At 66.8% G+C, this 18,301-nt stretch carries 15 protein-coding genes; 2 read left to right on the top strand and 13 right to left on the bottom strand.

What is annotated here, in order from left to right; translation table 11 throughout:
• Positions 1 to 58 precede the first annotated feature (58 nt).
• Positions 59 to 694 carry a TetR/AcrR family transcriptional regulator gene (locus ACZY08_RS26480; RefSeq protein WP_463747579.1) on the top strand — a complete coding sequence of 212 codons (636 nt, stop codon included), beginning with the start codon at positions 59 to 61 and terminating at the stop codon, positions 692 to 694.
• Positions 695 to 1,153: 459 nt separating this feature from the next.
• The gene (locus tag ACZY08_RS26475; protein ID WP_463747578.1) at positions 1,154 to 1,705 is read left to right on the top strand and encodes a DUF5994 family protein; all 552 of its coding nucleotides are present in this window, start codon (positions 1,154 to 1,156) and stop codon (positions 1,703 to 1,705) included.
• A 25-nt stretch (positions 1,706 to 1,730) separates the two neighbouring features.
• On the opposite strand, the gene proB is transcribed toward ACZY08_RS26475, so the two are convergent.
• The 13 genes from proB to ACZY08_RS26410 form a co-directional block, all read right to left on the bottom strand.
• Positions 1,731 to 2,864, bottom strand: a complete 1,134-nt coding sequence (proB, locus tag ACZY08_RS26470; protein ID WP_463747577.1) for a glutamate 5-kinase — start codon at positions 2,862 to 2,864, stop codon at positions 1,731 to 1,733.
• On the bottom strand, positions 2,861 to 4,309 hold the full coding sequence (gene obgE, locus ACZY08_RS26465; RefSeq protein WP_463747576.1) for a GTPase ObgE: 1,449 nt from the start codon (positions 4,307 to 4,309) through the stop codon (positions 2,861 to 2,863). The genes proB and obgE overlap by 4 nt, the downstream gene beginning before the upstream one ends.
• 90 nt (positions 4,310 to 4,399) lie before the next feature.
• Positions 4,400 to 4,666, bottom strand: a complete 267-nt coding sequence (gene rpmA, locus ACZY08_RS26460; RefSeq protein WP_463747575.1) for a 50S ribosomal protein L27 — start codon at positions 4,664 to 4,666, stop codon at positions 4,400 to 4,402.
• Positions 4,667 to 4,681: 15 nt separating this feature from the next.
• On the bottom strand, positions 4,682 to 4,993 hold the full coding sequence (gene rplU / locus ACZY08_RS26455) for a 50S ribosomal protein L21 (RefSeq protein ID WP_044522855.1): 312 nt from the start codon (positions 4,991 to 4,993) through the stop codon (positions 4,682 to 4,684).
• A 165-nt stretch (positions 4,994 to 5,158) separates the two neighbouring features.
• The gene (gene rne, locus ACZY08_RS26450) at positions 5,159 to 8,149 is read right to left on the bottom strand and encodes a ribonuclease E (protein WP_463747574.1); all 2,991 of its coding nucleotides are present in this window, start codon (positions 8,147 to 8,149) and stop codon (positions 5,159 to 5,161) included.
• 288 nt (positions 8,150 to 8,437) lie between these two features.
• Positions 8,438 to 8,860, bottom strand: a complete 423-nt coding sequence (gene ndk / locus ACZY08_RS26445; protein ID WP_044522837.1) for a nucleoside-diphosphate kinase — start codon at positions 8,858 to 8,860, stop codon at positions 8,438 to 8,440.
• An 85-nt stretch (positions 8,861 to 8,945) separates the two neighbouring features.
• On the bottom strand, positions 8,946 to 9,284 hold the full coding sequence (locus tag ACZY08_RS26440; RefSeq protein ID WP_463747705.1) for a DUF4233 domain-containing protein: 339 nt from the start codon (positions 9,282 to 9,284) through the stop codon (positions 8,946 to 8,948).
• 77 nt (positions 9,285 to 9,361) lie between these two features.
• Entirely contained in the window at positions 9,362 to 10,882 is a 1,521-nt protein-coding gene (gene folC / locus ACZY08_RS26435) for a bifunctional tetrahydrofolate synthase/dihydrofolate synthase (protein ID WP_463747573.1), read from the bottom strand.
• Positions 10,797 to 13,448 carry a valine--tRNA ligase gene (locus ACZY08_RS26430; protein ID WP_463747572.1) on the bottom strand — a complete coding sequence of 884 codons (2,652 nt, stop codon included), beginning with the start codon at positions 13,446 to 13,448 and terminating at the stop codon, positions 10,797 to 10,799. The genes folC and ACZY08_RS26430 overlap by 86 nt, the downstream gene beginning before the upstream one ends.
• A 99-nt stretch (positions 13,449 to 13,547) precedes the next feature.
• Positions 13,548 to 14,162 carry a DUF937 domain-containing protein gene (locus ACZY08_RS26425; RefSeq protein WP_463747571.1) on the bottom strand — a complete coding sequence of 205 codons (615 nt, stop codon included), beginning with the start codon at positions 14,160 to 14,162 and terminating at the stop codon, positions 13,548 to 13,550.
• 116 nt (positions 14,163 to 14,278) lie between these two features.
• On the bottom strand, positions 14,279 to 15,529 hold the full coding sequence (locus ACZY08_RS26420; RefSeq protein WP_463747570.1) for a saccharopine dehydrogenase family protein: 1,251 nt from the start codon (positions 15,527 to 15,529) through the stop codon (positions 14,279 to 14,281).
• Positions 15,530 to 15,539: 10 nt separating this feature from the next.
• Complete coding sequence (locus tag ACZY08_RS26415; protein ID WP_463747569.1) at positions 15,540 to 17,507, bottom strand: S9 family peptidase; 1,968 nt, start codon at positions 17,505 to 17,507, stop codon at positions 15,540 to 15,542.
• A gap of 64 nt (positions 17,508 to 17,571) precedes the next feature.
• Complete coding sequence (locus tag ACZY08_RS26410; protein WP_463747568.1) at positions 17,572 to 18,183, bottom strand: hypothetical protein; 612 nt, start codon at positions 18,181 to 18,183, stop codon at positions 17,572 to 17,574.
• Positions 18,184 to 18,301: the final 118 nt, after the last annotated feature.

The following is an 18,301-nucleotide window of genomic DNA, read 5'->3' as shown; positions in this document are numbered from 1 at the left end:
CAGTAAGTCTAGACACTATGTCTAGTCAAGGTGTGGCCGAAGCCGATACTCTGGGCCCATGCCATCGGTAACGCGAAAACCGCAGGCCAACCGGGAGGAACGCCGCGAGCGGATCGAACGGCAACTGCTCGACGCGACCGACCGGCTGATGGCCGACGGCACCAGTTTCACCGAGCTCAGCGTGGACAAACTGGCCACCGAGGCCGGGATTTCGCGGGCCAGCTTCTACATCTACTTCGAGGACAAGGGCCACCTGCTGCGCCGCCTGGCCACCCAGGTGTTCGGTGACCTCAGCGACGCCGCCCAGCAATGGTGGGGTGTCGCGTCCCGGCGCGACCCTGCCGACGTCCACGCCGCCATGTCCGGCATCATCGCCAGCTACCGTCGGCACCAACCGGTGCTGATGGCACTCAATGAGATGTCGGGCTATGACCCACTCGTCGGGCAGACCTACGGAGAGCTGCTGACCGGGATCGCCGACCAACTCGCCAGGGTGATCGAGGACGGCCAGGCCGGCGGGTCGATCAGACCGCGACTGCCTGCTGCCACCACCGCGAGCACCTTGACCTGGATGGTCGAGCGGACCTGCCATCAGAATCTGCCTTCACACCCGAGCACCTACGACGCCGAGCTGGCCGACACGCTTACCGAAATCATCTGGGGCGCCCTCTACTTGGAGCCCCCAACGCCGTAGCAGTCAAAACTATTGCTGCACAAGGGCATTCCACATCGATGAGCCGCGCGATCGGCAGACTGTGCGCGGTCATTGACAGCGCCGGTCAACCAGCGTCTACTGGACGTAGCGGTACAGATGAGGTCGGACAATGAATGTCCAAAAAACAGGTAACGTGGCGTCCGTTTCGGCTGCCCCAGGTGCGGGGTCGTGGCGTCCATGATGGTGCTGCTCGCGGCGATGTTGCACAGCCTGACAGCCGGAGAGCCTCCGGCCAGCCGAGCCGCCGACGGTCGACGGGTGACCGACATAATTCGCCGCAGAGCGCGATTTGCGGACTGTTCTCGCGACAACCGACTGGCACACCAGCAGCGGTGCGATAACCGCAAGGAACACCAAGAGCATTGACAACGCGAACTATGGCGTGTCATCGCTGAATTGCAGGGTAGGGCCGATTCCGGCCGAGACGGGAGCGTCGCCATGACGCCACAACAGTCACGCAAGAACGATCAGAACTCCACCGTGCCGGCGCACACACCGCGACTGCGGTTGAAGTCGAAGGGACCCCAAAGCGGATATGTCGACGGTGCATGGTGGCCGCACACCGATGACCTCACCGCCGAACTGCCCGACCTACTGGCGGTGCTCTCGGTCCGGCTGGGCCGCATCGACCGGGTGTTGTATCACCTGAAGGCATGGGCCCGAGCGCCACGAAAGTTCCTCACCGGAGGACACGCGGTACGCCTGGACGGGTACCGGCTTCAACCCACCAACACCATTGAAGTTCTCGGCCTCGACGGCAATCGGCTGACCCTGTTGGTGATCCCGCCGCACACCAACCCCGACGATGCCCACTCCTCGATGATGACCGCGGCTGAACCGGACAACGCCGCCAGCGTTGATGGACTGCTCATGACCAGTGAGCGCGACCGGGCATGGCAGACGCAGACGTCCATCGCTCGAGAACGCTGGGAATCTGACGGCGGAGCCATGGCATCGCGTGCGCCGGTCCTGGGAGCATTGCTCGGCTAGCTGGTCGGTCATTTTTGGAAATCGCTCAGGTGGCGACCAGATCGTCGGCATGGACCGCGGGCCGACGCAGCTCCGCGGGCAGATCGGGCGTCGAGCGGCCGATGATCGCAGCCAGCTCCGAGGCTTCATAGGCCACCACACCACGCGCAACGGTCGCCCCGTCGAGCGCTCTCAGGTCCACCACATCACCACCGTGGAAGTGCCCCGTGACCGCCGTGATCCCGGCAGGCAGCAGCGAGCGCCGCTGCTTGACGACCGCGCGCACCGCACCGTCGTCGAGGGTCAGCGCCCCATGCGATTCCGCGGCGTGGCGCACCCAGAACCGCCGCGCCGACATCCGCTCGGGACGCGGCGCGAACACGGTGCCGACCGAGGCGTCACTGAGTGCCGCACCGGCATCCGCGGCGGCGGCCAACAGCACCGGCACCCCGGCATCGGCGGCCAACAGCGCCGAGGACAGCTTCGAGGCCATACCGCCGGTACCCAGGTTGCTGCCGCCGCCGGCCACCACCCCGTCGAGATCCCCCTGCGCGCCAACCTCAGAAATGAAGCGCGCCGGGTTGTCCGGGGACGCTTTCCGTGGATCACCGTCATACAGGCCGTCGATGTCGGACAGCAGGATCAGCGCGTCGGCACCGACCAGCTGGGCCACCAGCGCCGAAAGCCGGTCGTTGTCACCGAACCTGATCTCATTGGTGGCCACCGTGTCGTTCTCGTTGACGATCGCAACCGCATGCAGGGCACGCAGCCGATCCAGGGTGCGCTGAGCGTTGTTGTGCTGCACCCGCATCGCAATGTCCTGAGCGGTCAGCAGTACCTGCCCCACCGTACGGTTGTAGACGGCGAAGGCTGAACTCCAGGCGTTGACCAGGGCTACCTGCCCGACGCTGGCCGCCGCCTGCTTGGTGGCCAGATCGGTTGGGCGCTTGGACAACCCGAGCGGCTCGATTCCGGCGGCGATGGCACCCGAGGACACGATCACCAGATCAGAGCCGGCGCGCATCCGGCCTTCGATGGCCTCGACCAAGACCGCGAGCTGGCCGGCGTCGAACACCCCGGACGGAGTGGTCAGCGCGGTGGTGCCGATCTTGACGACGACCCGGCGTGCGGTCCGGACCGCGTCCCGATGTACCGAGGGCGCCGAGCCTGCACTCGTCACTCGTCGTCACTCCCGGGCTGGCGCCGTTCGCGCCGCGCCACCTTACGTTCGGCAGCACCGATCCGGTCGGTCTGCTCAAGCCGGATGTCGGTACCACGCCCGGTGAGCGGCATGTCGACACCGGCGGGGGTCTGCGGTTCCCAGTCGAAGGTCATATCGCCGATGGTCACGGCGCAACCGGGCTTGGCGCCCTTCTTCCACAGCGCGTCCTCGACGCCCAACCGTGCCAACCGGTCACCGAGGTACCCGACGGCCTCGTCGTTGTCGAAGTTGGTCTGGGCGATCCAGCGCTCGGGACGGGTACCGCGCACCAAAAATCCACCGTGCCCGTCCGATTCCACGGTGAAGCCGCTCTCGTCGACCGCGATCGGACGGATCACCGGACGCCTGGGCACCACCTCGGGTTGCGCATCGCGATACGCCTTCACCATCTCCCACAATGCAAAGATCAACGGCCGCAAACCATCGCGGTTGACTGTCGAGATCTCGTACACCGGCCAGCCGAACTGGGACTGCACCTCTTCACGCACAAAGTCGGCCAACTCGCGGGCATCGGGAACGTCGATCTTGTTGAGCACCACCGCACGGGGCCGCGATGCCAGGTCGCCCAGGGTCGAATCGCCTTGCAACGTCGGGGTGTACGCCGCGAGTTCGGCCTCCAGCGCTTCGATGTCGGAGATCGGGTCACGCCCGGGTTCCAGGGTGGCGCAGTCGACGACGTGCACGAGCACCGCGCAGCGCTCAAGGTGGCGCAGGAATTCCAGGCCGAGGCCACGGCCCTCGGACGCGCCCGGGATCAGACCCGGAACGTCGGCGACGGTGAAGGTGTTGTCCCCGGCCGACACCACGCCCAGGTTGGGCGCCAGTGTGGTGAACGGGTAGTCGGCGATCTTGGGCTTGGCCGCCGAAATGGTCGACACCAGAGACGATTTGCCTGCCGAGGGGAAGCCGATCAGGCCGACATCGGCGACGGTCTTGAGCTCGAGGGTGAGGTCACGGGTCTGGCCCTTCTCACCGAGCAGCGCAAAGCCGGGTGCCTTGCGGGCCCGGGAAGCGAGTGCGGCGTTACCGAGGCCACCGCGACCACCGGCCGCGGCCTCGAAACGGGTACCGGCACCGACCAGATCGGCCAGCATGCGGCCGTTCTCATCGAGCACCACGGTGCCGTCCGGCACTCGGACCATCAGATCGTCGCCGGTAGCACCGTCACGGTTGCTGCCTGCGCCCGGTTTACCCGAGGGCGCGACGACATGGGGATGAAAGTGGAAGTCCAGCAGGGTGTGAACCTGGGGATCCACGACGAGCACGATGCTGCCGCCGCGACCACCATTGCCGCCGTCAGGACCGCCGAGGGGTTTGAATTTCTCGCGGTGCACCGACGCGCAGCCGTGGCCGCCGTTGCCTGCGCTCGCATGGATCACGACGCGGTCGACAAACCGGGGCATCGGACATCCTCTCCGTCGAATGTGAAGCTATTGCGATAGTCCTATCGAGAACTCGCAGCTGCTTCACATTCGCGGAGAATCCTCGGAGTCTCAGGCCTCCGGGCGCGGCACGGGAACAATGTTCACGTGCTTGCGGCCACGCTTGGAACCGAACTCCACGGAGCCCGGGGACAGCGCGAACAGCGTGTCATCGCCACCACGACCGACGTTGACGCCGGGGTGGAAGTGAGTGCCGCGCTGGCGGACGAGGATCTCGCCGGCCTTGACGACCTGACCGCCGAACCGCTTCACGCCGAGCCGCTGTGCTGCGGAATCGCGACCGTTACGAGAGCTGGAAGCGCCCTTCTTGTGTGCCATTAGTACGCTCCCTCGTTACTTGATGCCGGTGACCTTGAGCACGGTCAGCTGCTGACGGTGCCCCTGGCGCTTGTGGTAGCCGGTCTTGTTCTTGAACTTGTGGATGCGGATCTTGGGACCCTTGGTGTGCTCCAGCACCTCGCCGGTCACGGCGACCTTGGCCAGGTCATCAGACTTGCTGGTGACCTTGGCACCGTCGACCACCAGCGCGACGGGCAGTGATACCGACGCGCCAGGCTCGGAGTCGAGCTTCTCAACCTTCACCACGTCACCGACGGCAACCTTGTACTGCTTGCCGCCGGTCTTGACGATTGCGTATGTCGCCATCGTGTCCTCTGCTCTGCTGCTCTCTGCGGGCGCGCGCTACCGGTCGGTGCGTGCGCGGGTCTTGGGTGGCGGGATGCCCCGCCGTCACCGGCCTGCGACTACCGCAGGCACTGGAGACAACTGGTCAAGGGTACTTGACCAGCGGGTAGAGGGTCAAACCGCCCTCTACTCGTGGGCGGGCGGCCCCGCGGGCCTGGCTGCGGCACGTCGACGAGTGCGGCCGCGGCTCGGTGGCACCTTCACCACCACGGGCTCCGGTGCCTGGTAGACGTCCTCTTCGGGCTCATCGGAGTCCTCGAACTCGTCGTCCTCGTCCTCCGAGTCGTCCTCGTCTTCGTCATCCGAGTCCTCTTCGTCGTCGACGAGGTCCTCTTCGTCGTCGTCGAGGTCCTCATCGTCGAGGTCGATCTCGTCTTCGTCCTCGTCCGGTTCCTCGTCGGATTCCTCGGACTCGTCGGCGTCCTGCGTGTCGAACTCGCCGTCGGGAGATTCGTCGGTCACATCCGGGTGTTCGGACGTCGCCTGCTCGTCGCCCTCGTCGCCCTCGCCGTCATGCGTCGCGGCGGCGTGCTCGTCGAAGCCCTCGTGGCCCTCATGACCTTCGTCGTCTTCGGGGCGACCGTTCGCCGCAGCCATGGCCTTGAACATCGGGTGTTCGCCGGCCGGGTGGTCGGGCACCTTGACGACCGGCACCTCTTCGGGCTCCGGACGGGCATTGGCCCGCTTGCCGCGCTTACTCCGGCGGCCACCGCCACCGCCACCGGCGGATTCGGTCTTGCGGCCGGCGTTCGATGGTGAGGCCGTGTCGATCGGGTCACCGTGCAGCACGATGCCGCGGCCTGCGCAGTGCGGGCAGGACGTCGAGAACGCCTCGATCAGACCCGTACCCAACCGCTTTCGGGTCAGCTGCACCAGGCCCAGCGAAGTCACCTCGGACACCTGATGGCGCGTGCGGTCGCGGCCCAGCGCCTCGGTCAGCCTGCGGAGCACCAGATCCCGGTTCGATTCGAGGACCATGTCGATGAAGTCGATGACCACGATGCCGCCGATGTCGCGCAGCCGCAGTTGCCGCACGATCTCCTCGGCAGCTTCCAGGTTGTTGCGGGTGACGGTCTGCTCGAGGTTGCCGCCGGCACCGGTGAACTTGCCGGTGTTGACATCGACGACGGTCATCGCCTCGGTGCGGTCGATGACCAGCGTGCCACCCGAGGGCAGCCACACCTTGCGATCCAATGCCTTGGCCAACTGCTCGTCGATGCGGTGCACGGCGAATACGTCGGGAGCCTCGGCACCACCGGCAGGTTCGTACTTCGTGAGCCGGCCCATCAGGTCGGGGGCGACGGTGTTCACGTACTTGTTGATCGTGTCCCAGGCCTCGTCACCGGAGACGATCAGGCCGGAGAAATCCTCGTTGAACAGGTCACGGATGACCTTGACCAGAACATCGGGCTCTTCGTAGAGCGCAACGGCCGCGCCGGCCTTCTTGCCGGTGACCTCGACGGACTTGGCCTCGATCTCGGTCCAGCGCTGCTGTAGCCGCTCGACGTCGGAGCGGATGTCCTCTTCTTTGACGCCCTCCGACGCGGTGCGGATGATCACGCCCGCATTGGCAGGAACGACCTCTTTGAGGATCTCCTTGAGCCGCTGGCGTTCGGTGTCAGGCAGCTTGCGGCTGATGCCGGTGGAGGAGGCACCCGGCACGTAGACCAGGTAACGCCCGGCCAGCGACACCTGCGTGGTGAGCCGGGCGCCCTTGTGCCCCACCGGATCCTTGCTGACCTGGACGACGACGTAGTCGCCCGGCTTGAGGGCCTGCTCGATCTTGCGTTGGGCGCCACCGAGTCCGGCAGCCTCCCAGTTCACCTCACCGGCGTAGAGCACACCGTTGCGGCCGCGGCCGATGTCGACGAAGGCGGCCTCCATCGAGGGCAGCACGTTCTGCACGATGCCGAGGTAGATGTTGCCGACCAGCGACGTCTGGGCCGCCGAGGTCACGAAGTGCTCGACGACGACGCCATCTTCCAGCACCGCGATCTGCGTGTAGCGGGCGCCTTCGTGCGGCGGTTCGGTGCGGACCTTGTCGCGCACGATCATCGTCCGCTCGACGGCCTCACGCCGGGCCAGGAACTCGGCCTCGCTCAGGATCGGGGGACGACGCCGGCCGGCGTCGCGGCCATCACGGCGGCGCTGACGCTTGGCCTCGAGTCGGGTCGATCCGCTGATCCCCTGGATCTCCGAGTCATCGCTGCTCTTGCCCGACCGCTCGGGCCGGGGTGCACGCTCGTGCACGACAGTGTTGGGCGGGTCATCCGGCGAGGTCGCGTCGTCGTTGTCACCGGATCCGGACTTGCGACGCCGACGACGACGCCGACGACGGCTGTTTCCATCGCCGCCCGTGGTGTCCTCGTCGTTGCTGTCGTCCGACTCATCGGAGTCGTCATCGGAATCCTGGTCGCCGGAGTCGCTCTGATCATCGGCGTTGTCGATATCGGAATCCGGGCCGTCCCCGTTCTCATCGCTCTGCTCGCCGCGGCCCCGACCGCGGCCCCGACGGCCCCGACGGCGTCGACGCGCGGCGGGGCGATCCGCCTGCTCGTCGTCGATATCGGAGTCGGTGTCGGCATCGCTGCCGTCATCGCCGTCATCGTCCTCGTCGTCGTCTTCTTGGACACGCACCGGCACAAAGCTGACGGGCTGCGGCGCGACGAACAGCGGCAGGTAATCGGCCCGCTCGGAGTGAGCTTCCCGGACCGAGGGGATGTTCGCGGTCTCCAGGATCAAGCGCGACTCAGGTTCATCGCCCACCAGGACGGCGTCGGCCTCGGCCGCCAGCTGGGTTTCGGCCGCCGGGGCTTCAGCTGAGGTCTCGATCACGGCGACACTGACGGCCTCGACCTGGACCGGTTCCGCCTGCTCAACGGGCGCCGGCTCGGCTGCTTCGAGGGCGAGTGCGTCACGCACCCGCTCGGCGTCAACCTTGTCGATCGTGGAATGCGCACTGCGCTGGCGCCCGTCGAACTCAGCCAGGGCGTCGAGCACCCGCCTGCTCGTGGTGCCGAGCACCCGAGCCAGGGAGTGGACTCTCAGCCGCTCGGGCAGTCCCTCCTGCTGCGGAGTCTGGGTTGATAGGTCGTCATTCTGGGCATCTTCGGCCACGAATTCTCCTCAAGCCCCCGGGCGCGTCGTAACGACGCGGCCACGCGAGGGCTTCCGCTATTGGCCCGGGACACTTTCCCCGGGCTTGTTGTGGTCTCGCTCCGGGCGGTTCGCTACCGAACCCACCCGGTGCCTGGCTGAATGATGGCTGGACGGCCCGCGCCGCACCGGATTGCGGTGGTCGCGCTCGTCGAAGTCTTCATTCGGGTGTCCAGCCTCGGTTGAGGCCGGCTACCCGCAACCAGTATCCCACATCACTGACGCGGTACAGACCAGACTGCGAGAAGGTTATCCAGCGGAGGCTTCGCCAGGGAACCAAAGGGCGATCTCACGGGCCGCCGACTCCGGCGAATCCGATCCGTGCACGAGGTTGTCCTGGGTCACAAGCGCCAGGTCACCGCGGATGGTGCCGGGCACAGCCTTCTCCACCGGGTCGGTGCCACCGGCGATCTGACGGAACGCCGCGATAGCGCGCGGTCCCTCCACGATGGCGGCGACGACGGGTCCGGAGGTGATGAACTCCAGCAGCGAGTCGAAGAACGGCTTGCCGTCGTGCTCGGCGTAATGCTGCTTGGCCAGCTCGACGCTGACGTTCTTCAGTTCGAGCGCCGCCAGGGTCAGACCCTTGCGCTCGATCCGGCCGAGGATCTCTCCGACCAGGTGGCGCTGCACGCCGTCGGGCTTGATCAACACAAGGGTCTGCTCAGTCACGAGCAGTGAGCGTACCGGTCGGTAACCGGGCCGCGCCATCGCGGGCCCCCGACGGAGTCCGCCCTGTGGCCCCGCTACCGCACGGCTATTCGCTGGGCGGTTGCTGACCGGGCAACAGGCCACGATCCTGCCTGCGTTTGACCTCACTGCGCAGGTACACGATCAGCAGCCACACCACGGCGAAGATCACGCCGATGAACCCGATCGCGCCATGGACCAGCGCACCGGCGATCACGACCAGCTGGATACCCAGGTTCGCCCAGATGGCCCAGGGCCGGCCCTGGATCCCCGACATCAGGATCAAGACGACGGCCAGGCCGACCACGAATCCGCCCGACGTCCAAGTAAGCCCTACGCCACTGACACCGACCACCGGTAGTGCCAGCAATACGACGATCGCTTCCAGGATCAGCGTCCCGGCCATCACCCCGCGAAAGCTCTTCCAGGGGTCCGGCGGTGCCGGCCTTTCGCTCGGCGTGTTGTCACCAGGGGTCTGATCGGTCACTGCGGGTCCCGTCCGAACAGGGTCCGGGCCACGCCGGCGGTCACCACCGAACCGGTGATCACCATGCCCGCCCCGGACAGTCCTTCGTCTTCCCCGGATTCTTCGACCAGGGCGGTTGCGGTTTCGATGGCATCCGGCAGCGTCGTGGCGGTGATCACCCGATCCTGACCGAAACGCTCCTCCGCCAGCGATGCCAACGACTCGACATCCATCGCCCGTGGTGAACCGTTGTGGGTGACCACGATCTGGTCGAACACGGGCTCCAGTGCGTTCAGGATGCCTGCGGCGTCCTTGTCCCCCATCACCGATACCACCCCGACCAGGAAGCGGAAGTCGAACTCCTGCTGCAGGGTCTGCGCCAATGCCGCGGCACCGGCGGGATTGTGTGCCGCATCGATGAAAACCGTTGGCGCACTTCGCATCCGCTCCATACGGCCGGGGCTCTCCACCGCCGCGAAGCCGGCCCGGACGGCGTCCACGTCGAGTTGGCGGTCCGCGCCGGCGCCGAAGAACGCCTCGACCGCGGCCAGTGCGAGAACGGCGTTGTGGGCCTGATGCTCACCGTGCAGCGGCAGGAAGATCTCGGAATACACCCCGCCCAGGCCCTGCAGCTCCAGCACCTGGCCGCCGATGGCGACCTGCCTGGACAGCACCGCGAATTCGGAGTCCTCGCGAGCGACGGCCGCGTCGGCGCGCACCGTCTCTTCGAGCAGAACCTCCATGGCCTCGGGAACCTGCTTGGCGATGACCGCAACCGTGTCGGTCGGCACCAGTGCGTCGGGTTGCCGGGTGATGATGCCGGCCTTCTCCCCCGCGATCGCGGTGATCGTGTCACCCAGATAGTCGGTGTGGTCGATGCCGATCGGGGTGATCACCGCGACCGGGGCATTGACGACGTTGGTGGCATCCCACCGTCCGCCCATGCCGACCTCGATCACGGCGACATCGACCGGCGCGTCGGCGAAGGCCGCGAACGCCATCGCGGTCAGGACTTCGAACTTGCTCATTTTCGGGCCATCGGCAGCTTCGGACTGCTGGTCCACCAGTTCCACGAACGGCTCGATCTCACGGTACGTCTCGACGTATTGCGCTGGGCTGATGGGCTTTCCGTCGATCGAGATGCGCTCGACCGCGGATTGCAGGTGCGGGCTGGTGGTCCGTCCGGTACGCCGGTGCAGGGCGATCAGCAACGCGTCGATGAGGCGTGCCACCGACGTCTTGCCGTTGGTCCCCGTGACATGGATCGACGGGTAGGCCCGCTGCGGTGAGCCCAGCAGCTCCAGCAGGGCGGCGATACGCGCCGTGCTGGGGTCCAGCTTGGTCTCGGGCCAGCGCTGATCGAGCAGGTGCTCGACCTGCAGGAGCGCGGCGATCTCATCCGGTGTTGGAATCGGGTCTGTCACCTGGATTCTCGGTTCTTCGCGCAGGCGCTCATCGCAGCGCCGCCAGGCGGGCGGTGATCCGCTCGACCTCTTCGCCGGCCAGCTGCTGACGGCCCCGAATCTTGTCGACAACATTCTCCGGCGCCTTGGACAGGAATGCCTCGTTGCCGAGTTTGGCCGTGGTGGTGGCCAGTTCCTTCTGCGCGGCGGCCAGATCCTTTTCCAGCCGGCGTCGCTCGGCCGCGACATCGACGGTGCCCGAGGTGTCCACCTCGACGAGCACCGTGGCCTGCGTCAGACGCACCTCGACCGAGGCCGAAGGCGTGAACCCGTCCGCGGCATCGGTCAGCCAGGCAAGGGCCGTGACGGCCGGCAGTTGCTCGGTCAGGCCGGCCTCACTGATCGCCGACAGCCGCGCCGGAACGCGCTGCCGGTCGGCCAGCCCCTGATCGCTACGGAAGCGACGCACCTCGGTGATCAGCTTCTGCATGTCGGCAATGTGTTGTGTCGCAAGCGGATCGAGGGCCATTCCGGAAGCCTGCGGCCACTGCGCGATGACGATCGACTCGCCGTCGGTGAGCGTCTTCCACAACGTCTCGGTGACGAACGGCATGACGGGATGCAACAGCTTGAGCAGCGCGTCGAGCACGGCGGCCAGAACCGCAGTCGTATGAGTGACGCCCTCGTTCAGCTGGACCTTGGCGAGCTCGACATACCAGTCACAGAACTCATCCCAGGCGAAGTGGTACAGCGATTCACAGGCCCGGCTGAACTCATAGCTGTCGAGTGCGGCATCCACCTCGGCACGGACCTCTTCGAGCCGGCCCAGGATCCAGCGGTCGGCGTCGGTCAGCTCGGCGATCCCGGGCAGCGGAGCGGAAGCCGCCCCGTTCATCAGCGCGAAGCGGGTCGCGTTGAACAGCTTGGTCGCGAAATTACGCGAGGCCCTGGCGTGGTCCTCACCGATGGACAGATCACCGCCGGGGCTGGCACCGCGGGCCAAAGTAAATCGCAGGGCGTCGGCCCCGAACTTCTCCACCCAATCCAGCGGGTCGATGCCGTTGCCGCGCGACTTGCTCATCTTGCGGCCGAACTCGTCGCGGATCAGGCCGTGCAGGAAGACGTTCTCGAACGGCACCTGCGCCCCCCGGGCACCATCGAAGGTGATCGCCGGGTCATCGCCCACGAAGGTGCCGAACATCATCATCCGGGCCACCCAGAAGAACAGGATGTCGTAGCCGGTGACCAGCACCGAGGTGGGATAGAACTTGGCCAGATCGGGCGTGTGGTCGGGCCAGCCCATGGTGGAGAACGGCCACAGTGCCGAGGAGAACCAGGTGTCGAGCACGTCTGGGTCTTGCTCCCAGCCCGCCGGCGGGGCCTCGTCGGGGCCCACGCACACGGTCTCGCCGTTGGGGCCGTGCCAGATCGGGATGCGGTGGCCCCACCACAGCTGCCGGGAAATACACCAGTCGTGCATGTTGTCCACCCAGGCGAACCAGCGCGGCTCCAGGCTCGGCGGGTGAATCACGGTGTCGCCGTTGCGCACCGCGTCACCGGCCGCCTTGGCCAGGCCGTCCACCTTGACCCACCACTGCAGCGACAGCCGGGGCTCGATGGGCTCGCCGCTGCGCTCGGAGTGCCCGACGCTGTGCAGGTAGGGCCGCTTCTCGGCGACGATCCGGCCCTGGTCGGCCAGTGCCTCGCGCACCTTGACGCGCGCCTCGAACCGGTCCATGCCGTCGAATTGCGTTCCGGTGTCGGCGATCCGGCCCTTCGTATCCATGATCGTCGGCATCGGCAGCTGATGGCGCAACCCGATCTCGAAGTCGTTGGGATCGTGCGCGGGGGTGACTTTGACTGCGCCGGTACCGAATTCGGGGTCGACGTGGGTGTCGGCCACAATGATCATCTCATGTTCGACGAACGGGTGCGGCAGGGTCTTGCCGACCAGGTGGCGGTACCGCTCGTCGTCAGGGTGCACCGCGATCGCCGTGTCACCGAGCATGGTCTCGACCCGGGTGGTCGCCACGATGATGTGGGGCTCGTCGTCGTTCATCGAGCCGTAGCGGAACGAGACCAACTCACCCTCGACGTCTTCGTACTTGACCTCGAGGTCGCTGATCGCGGTCTCCAGCACGGGTGACCAGTTGACCAGGCGCTCGGCCTGATAGATCAGCCCGGCATCGAATAGCCGCTTGAAGATGGTGCGCACGGCACGCGACAGGCCCTCGTCCATGGTGAAGCGGTCGCGGCTCCAGTCCACGCCGTCACCGAGGCGGCGCATCTGCCCGCCGATGGTGCCGCCGGATTCGCGCTTCCAGTCCCAGACCTTCTCGACGAACAGCTCGCGGCCGAAGTCTTCCTTGGTCTTGCCGTCGACGGCGAGCTGCTTTTCCACCACGGTCTGGGTGGCGATGCCGGCGTGATCCATGCCGGGCAGCCACAACACCTCGAAACCCTGCATGCGCTTGCGGCGCGTCAGAGCATCCATCAGCGTGTGGTCGAGCGCGTGGCCCATGTGCAGGCTGCCGGTCACGTTGGGCGGCGGCAGCACGATCGAGTAGGGCGGCTTTTCGCTGGCCGGATCGGCGGTGAAGTATCCGGCATCGACCCAGCCCTGGTAGAGGTCAGCTTCTACCGCGCCCGGATCCCAGGATTTGGGGAGGGCATCGGCACGATTGTCAGGGGTGGGGGTCACCGAGCCATTCTAAGAAGGACGGGGCCGAATACGCGAAAGCCCCCGATGCCCGGTGCGTTCGCTGGGCGTCGGAGGCTCTGGCGCTGGGTGGTGGTACGTCTACTTCTTACCGCCGAGCAGGCCGCCGAGGATCTCGCCGATGGCATTGCCCTGGCCGCCACCGCCGCCGAGCACACTGCCCAGGATGCTGCCCAGCGGGTTGTTGGCGGCAGCGCCGCCACCGGTCGCGCCGCCCAGGATGCTGCCGAGGATGTCGCCGAGCCCGCCGCCGGAAGCCTGCGGGGCCGCTTCAGCCGGCGCGGCATTCTTCTGCGCGAACTGCTTGCCGATGTAGGCCAGGACGATGGGCGCCAGGATCGGCAGCAGCTTCTTGATCAGATCACCGCCGCCGGCACCGGTGCCGGCCAACGCCGATGCGACCTGGTTGCTGTCGTTGCCGCCGAAGATCTTCGAAACGATCTGGTTGCCCTCGTTGGCGTCGACCTGGTCGACACTGACTCCACCGTCGAGCAGGCCGCTGGCGCCCTGCGCCGAGACTGCGGACTCGAGGTCACTCGAATCGATGTTGTCTGCTTGTACGTTCTCTGCCACACCGCCGACCAGGGCCGGAACCAGGGTCTTGATGGCGGCGCTCACCTCGCCTTCATCTGCGCCGAGCTTGCTGGCAATATCCGCCACGGGGATCTGCGCGAAGAGATCGTCGAGACCGGCCATTTTTCTATCCCACCTTCGTTGCTGGCGTACTGGAAGTCGTCGCAACCGACACTAGTCGAATGTGATCTTGGCCCACAGGTGTTCGACCCAGGCTGATCCATTCATGTTGAGCCGGCTCAGCTCAGGGCGGTGGTTTCCAGCGACACCCCGGCCGCCGGTAATCGGGTGAGCAGGACGTCCCCCATCGCGGCCACCGGTGTCAGCACACCGCGCCGTTCCGAGAGCGCATCACGGTCGGTGGCCAGCGCGAGCCCGCACTCGCCGAGCAACACCGCGGTCGACTTGTATCCGGGGTCTCCTTGCTGCGCCATGCTTGTCACGTACCGGGCGCCAGTTGTGGTCGTGGTGTAGGTCTCGACGCGGTAGTGGCCCTGCTCGCGGGCCCGCTCGCTGGGACCTGTTCCCGGCTTGGGAACCAATCGCTCGACCAGGCCGCTGGGCAGTCGGTTGAAGTAGCGGCCGCCCATCCCCAAGGTGAGGGCGTTGGCTCCGGTGACCACGGCTGCGACCACCGGCGCGGCGAATGAACGGCCCACACTCATCTGTTCGGCATACTCGAACCGGCGCCCGTAGGCGTAGTCCAGCAATGCGTTGCTGCGCCGCACAATTCGAGTGTTCGGCGCAGCCATGGCAAATGCACCGGTCCAGTAGCCGGCGAGCTCGGGAGCGATCTCACCGCCGCGGTGCCACCGCACGTCGGGTTGAGCACCGAGTTCGGGCTCCGCGCCACGGTCGGGGCTGAGTGTGTACGGATCGTTCATCAGCGCTCTGGCCTCCGGATCGGAGGACAGCGTGTCGAGCAGTTCCAGCATCGAAGCCACGGTGCCGCCCGACACGCCGCCGGCGAAACTGCGCACCACCAGGTTCGTGTCGCCGAGTTCGCCCGCGCCGTCCGCGAGGGCCCGCTGATACAGCGCGTACACCGTGAGATCGGATGGCACCGAATCGAATCCGCACGAATGAACGATCCGCGCGCCGGTGTCGACCGCCTGCTTGTGATGCAGGTCGATGCTGTCGCGGATGAATGTCGTCTCACCGGTGAGATCGGCGTAGTCGGTGCCGGCGGCAGCGCAGGCCGCGACCAACGGCATTCCGTAGCGCGCGTAAGGACCGACCGTGGTCACCACAACCTGGGTACGCGCGGCCATCGCGTCGAGGGAGGCTTGCGCCGTCGCGTCGGCGGTCACCAACGGCCACGATTGCGCGTCGGGCCCCAGACCGTCGCGGATGGCCCGCAATCTCTCCTCGGACCGGCCGGCCAAGGCGATCCGGGCCGCTCCCCCGGCCCTGGCGAGGTATTCAGCGGTCAGTTTTCCGGCAAATCCTGTGGCGCCATACAGCACCAGGTCGAACTCACGCTGTGTCACGATCTCGACGCTACCCGAGCAGTTCGGGCAGCTGCATCGGTTCGCCGCGCAGCTGCTCCCCCAGGAATGCGCTCACCACCTGGTACCAGATCTTGGCGTGCTGCGGGGCCAGCACCCAGTGGTTCTCGGTCGGGTAGTAGAGGAACCGGTGCCGGCTTTCACCGTTCTCGTCGGCAGGCAGCCCCGAAAACGTGAGCAGCTCGTACCACAGCCGCAACGCCTCACCGATCGGTACGCGATAGTCCTTGTCGCCGTGGATCACCAGCATCGGCGTGGTGATCTCACCGACGAACAGGTGCGGCGAATTGTGCTGGGCCATCTCGGGAGTCATTTCCCGGGCCCACCAGTAGGCACCGTCGGTGGTGGGTCCGAACTGGTCCAGAGCCCACAGGCCGGCATGTGTGACGATCGCGTCGAACCGGTCGGTGTGCCCGGCGATCCAGTTGGCCATGTAGCCGCCGAAGGACCCGCCCATCGCGGCGGTGCGTGAGGCATCGACGCGCGGATGTGCGCACGCGGCATCCGTGGCGGCCATCAGGTCGGTGTAGGGCTCGGCACCCCAGGCGCCCCAGCCCCGGGAGATGAAGTCCTGGCCGTAGCCGGTGGACAGCCCCGGGTCCGGCATCAGCACCGCATAGCCCAGTGCGGTGAGTAGCCACGGGTTCCACCGCCAGTGCCAGCAGTTCCAACTGCCCAGCGGACCGCCGTGAATCCAGAGGACCAGCGGGGCAGGCTCGTCCCCCGCGGGCAGCGTGAGCCAGGACCGGATCGGTGTGCCGTCGTCCGCGGTCGCGGTGACCTCGGTCAGCGTGCCCGGCAGTTCGGGTGCGTCGTGGCACGGGATCTCGGTGACAGTGCCGTCCGCGTCGATCCGCACCGGGTGCGCCGGCACGGCATACGAGCTGCGCAGGGCATAGATCACTCCGCCGGGTGCGGGTCGTACGTCGGTGTAGGTGAAATCGTCGTGGGTCAGTCGCGTCACCGTCCCCGATAAGGGATCGACGGAGAAAATCGGCCCGCGTCCGCCGTCGTCGGCCGTCACGATCAGCGCAGACGAGTCCGCCGTCCATGTCACCGACGACGGCCAGCGATCCCAGGCCGCTGTCAGCTCCACCGGCTCGTCACCGAATCGCATGCAACACAGCGTGATCCGCGGTGGCGAGGTGGGAGTGGAATGGGTTTCGCGGGTGAAGGCCAAAGCGCTGCCATCCGGTGCGATCGCGGGGCGTTCCAGGTCGGCCCCGGGTTCTTCGGCGATGATGGTGCGTTCGCCGGTGACCCGGTCGATACGCACCAGGACCACCCGTAGGGCCGTGCCAGGGCCCGGCGCCTGCCAGGACGTCACCACGAATCCGCCATCGGCGCTGAGATCGAAGGTCGTCTCCCGCAACGCCGCGCCCGGGTCGGCGGTCAGATCCCGCTGCCCGTCGGCGTCGAAGAGGTGGGGTTGGTCCGGGCCGAGATCGTGATCCCAGTGCCGGACCGGATAGCCGGTGTGCAGGATCGCCGACACTTTGTTGTCCTTGCGCGCCTCGCGTCGGGCCTTGTCGTCGACGACGCCGGTCGACGACGGCAGCAGAGGCGCGGTCACCACCGTGGCGTCGGCAGCCCGGGCGCTCGCCGCACCGTTGACACCACCGGGCATGGCCACGAATTCGGACGCCTCGCCGCCCACCCGGGGTAGACGCCACAACGCGGCGGGCGGTTTGTCCTCATCGTCGCCTGGCCGCGCCGCGATGAACAGCAGGTCCCCCTCGGCGGTGAACGCCGGCGCGGACTCCCCCTTCACGCCATGGGTCAACCGGCGCGGCGGTTCCACGCCGGTGGGATCCAATTCCCATATTGCGCTGAGGAATTCGGTGCCCTTGTCGTTGAGCGCGCTGACCGTGGTGACCAGTCGGGAGCCATCAGGTGACACCGCAAGCCCTGACACCCGGGGCAACGCAAGGTAGCTGTCGAGATCGTCGAACACCGTCATGGCTCCCCACCGTAACGGCGCGGCCCGCACCGGAGTCCGGTACGGGCCGCGGGATGCGCGTCGGTCAGACCACCTCGGTGACCTTTCCGGTGACGTCCGCCCGCACCTGCTTGCTGCTGCGCTCGCCCTGGACGTTGATGAAGATGATCACGTTCTCATCGAACGGCATGTTGCGCTTGATGCTCACCGTCTGGACCTTGCCGTCCTTGACCTCACTGGCTGCCACTGCACCGTCGATCGCCGCGGCGATCGCGCTGGAGGGCACGTCGGCGGTGGCGAAGAGATTCTGCTGCAGAGCCTCGGTGTCCTCGTCGTAGTCGATGGGACGCGACGGTCCTACCGCCCCGGATGTGTAGCTCCACTGGTTCAGTTCGGTCGGCGCTTTCGGATCGACCGCCTCGACGCTCAGCACCCCTGGCGCGATATTGATCTCGACGACCTGCATCGGGTTGGCGCCGACTTTTTCGCCGATCGCCGCATAGGCGTTGTCGATGCCCTCCGCGGTGAACAGGTTGCCCGAGACTGCTTCAGTGATCTTCTCGGTCCCCGAGGAGACCACCTTTTCGGCAGCCCCGGCCGCCGCGTCCCTTAGTTCGGTGGCCTTCGAGCAACCGCTCAGTGCGGAGACGGCAACAGCCGCGGCGCTCAGGGCGATACCGAAGCGGGTGAGTTTCATCAGACCTCTCATTCATCTCATCCCAGCGAGTTCGGCCGGGAAACCTGTACACACACTGTGCGGACGCTGGAAGGCTACCGATCCCAACTTTGCCCGTGGCGGCCCCCCGAAACCATCG

The sequence above is a fragment of the Mycobacterium sp. IDUB_9 genome, from assembly GCF_055419505.1.
The sequence above is the reverse complement of the archived record's forward strand: the minus strand, read 5'-3'. Positions and strand labels throughout refer to the sequence as shown.

Bases quoted from the DNA above. Each gene is read 5' to 3' on its own strand.
- rpmA (WP_463747575.1), bottom strand. From the start codon at position 4,666: ATGGCACACAAGAAGGGCGCTTCCAGCTCTCGTAACGGTCGCGATTCC.
- ACZY08_RS26475 (WP_463747578.1), top strand. From the start codon at position 1,154: ATGACGCCACAACAGTCACGCAAGAACGATCAGAACTCCACCGTGCCG.
- obgE (WP_463747576.1), bottom strand. From the start codon at position 4,309: ATGCCCCGGTTTGTCGACCGCGTCGTGATCCATGCGAGCGCAGGCAAC.
- rplU (WP_044522855.1), bottom strand. From the start codon at position 4,993: ATGGCGACATACGCAATCGTCAAGACCGGCGGCAAGCAGTACAAGGTT.
- ACZY08_RS26440 (WP_463747705.1), bottom strand. From the start codon at position 9,284: ATGGCCGGGACGCTGATCCTGGAAGCGATCGTCGTATTGCTGGCACTA.
- ACZY08_RS26480 (WP_463747579.1), top strand. From the start codon at position 59: ATGCCATCGGTAACGCGAAAACCGCAGGCCAACCGGGAGGAACGCCGC.
- ACZY08_RS26425 (WP_463747571.1), bottom strand. From the start codon at position 14,162: ATGGCCGGTCTCGACGATCTCTTCGCGCAGATCCCCGTGGCGGATATT.
- ACZY08_RS26410 (WP_463747568.1), bottom strand. From the start codon at position 18,183: ATGAAACTCACCCGCTTCGGTATCGCCCTGAGCGCCGCGGCTGTTGCC.
- folC (WP_463747573.1), bottom strand. From the start codon at position 10,882: ATGTTGTCGACAAGATTCGGGGCCGTCAGCAGCTGGCCGGCGAAGAGG.
- ACZY08_RS26415 (WP_463747569.1), bottom strand. From the start codon at position 17,507: ATGACGGTGTTCGACGATCTCGACAGCTACCTTGCGTTGCCCCGGGTG.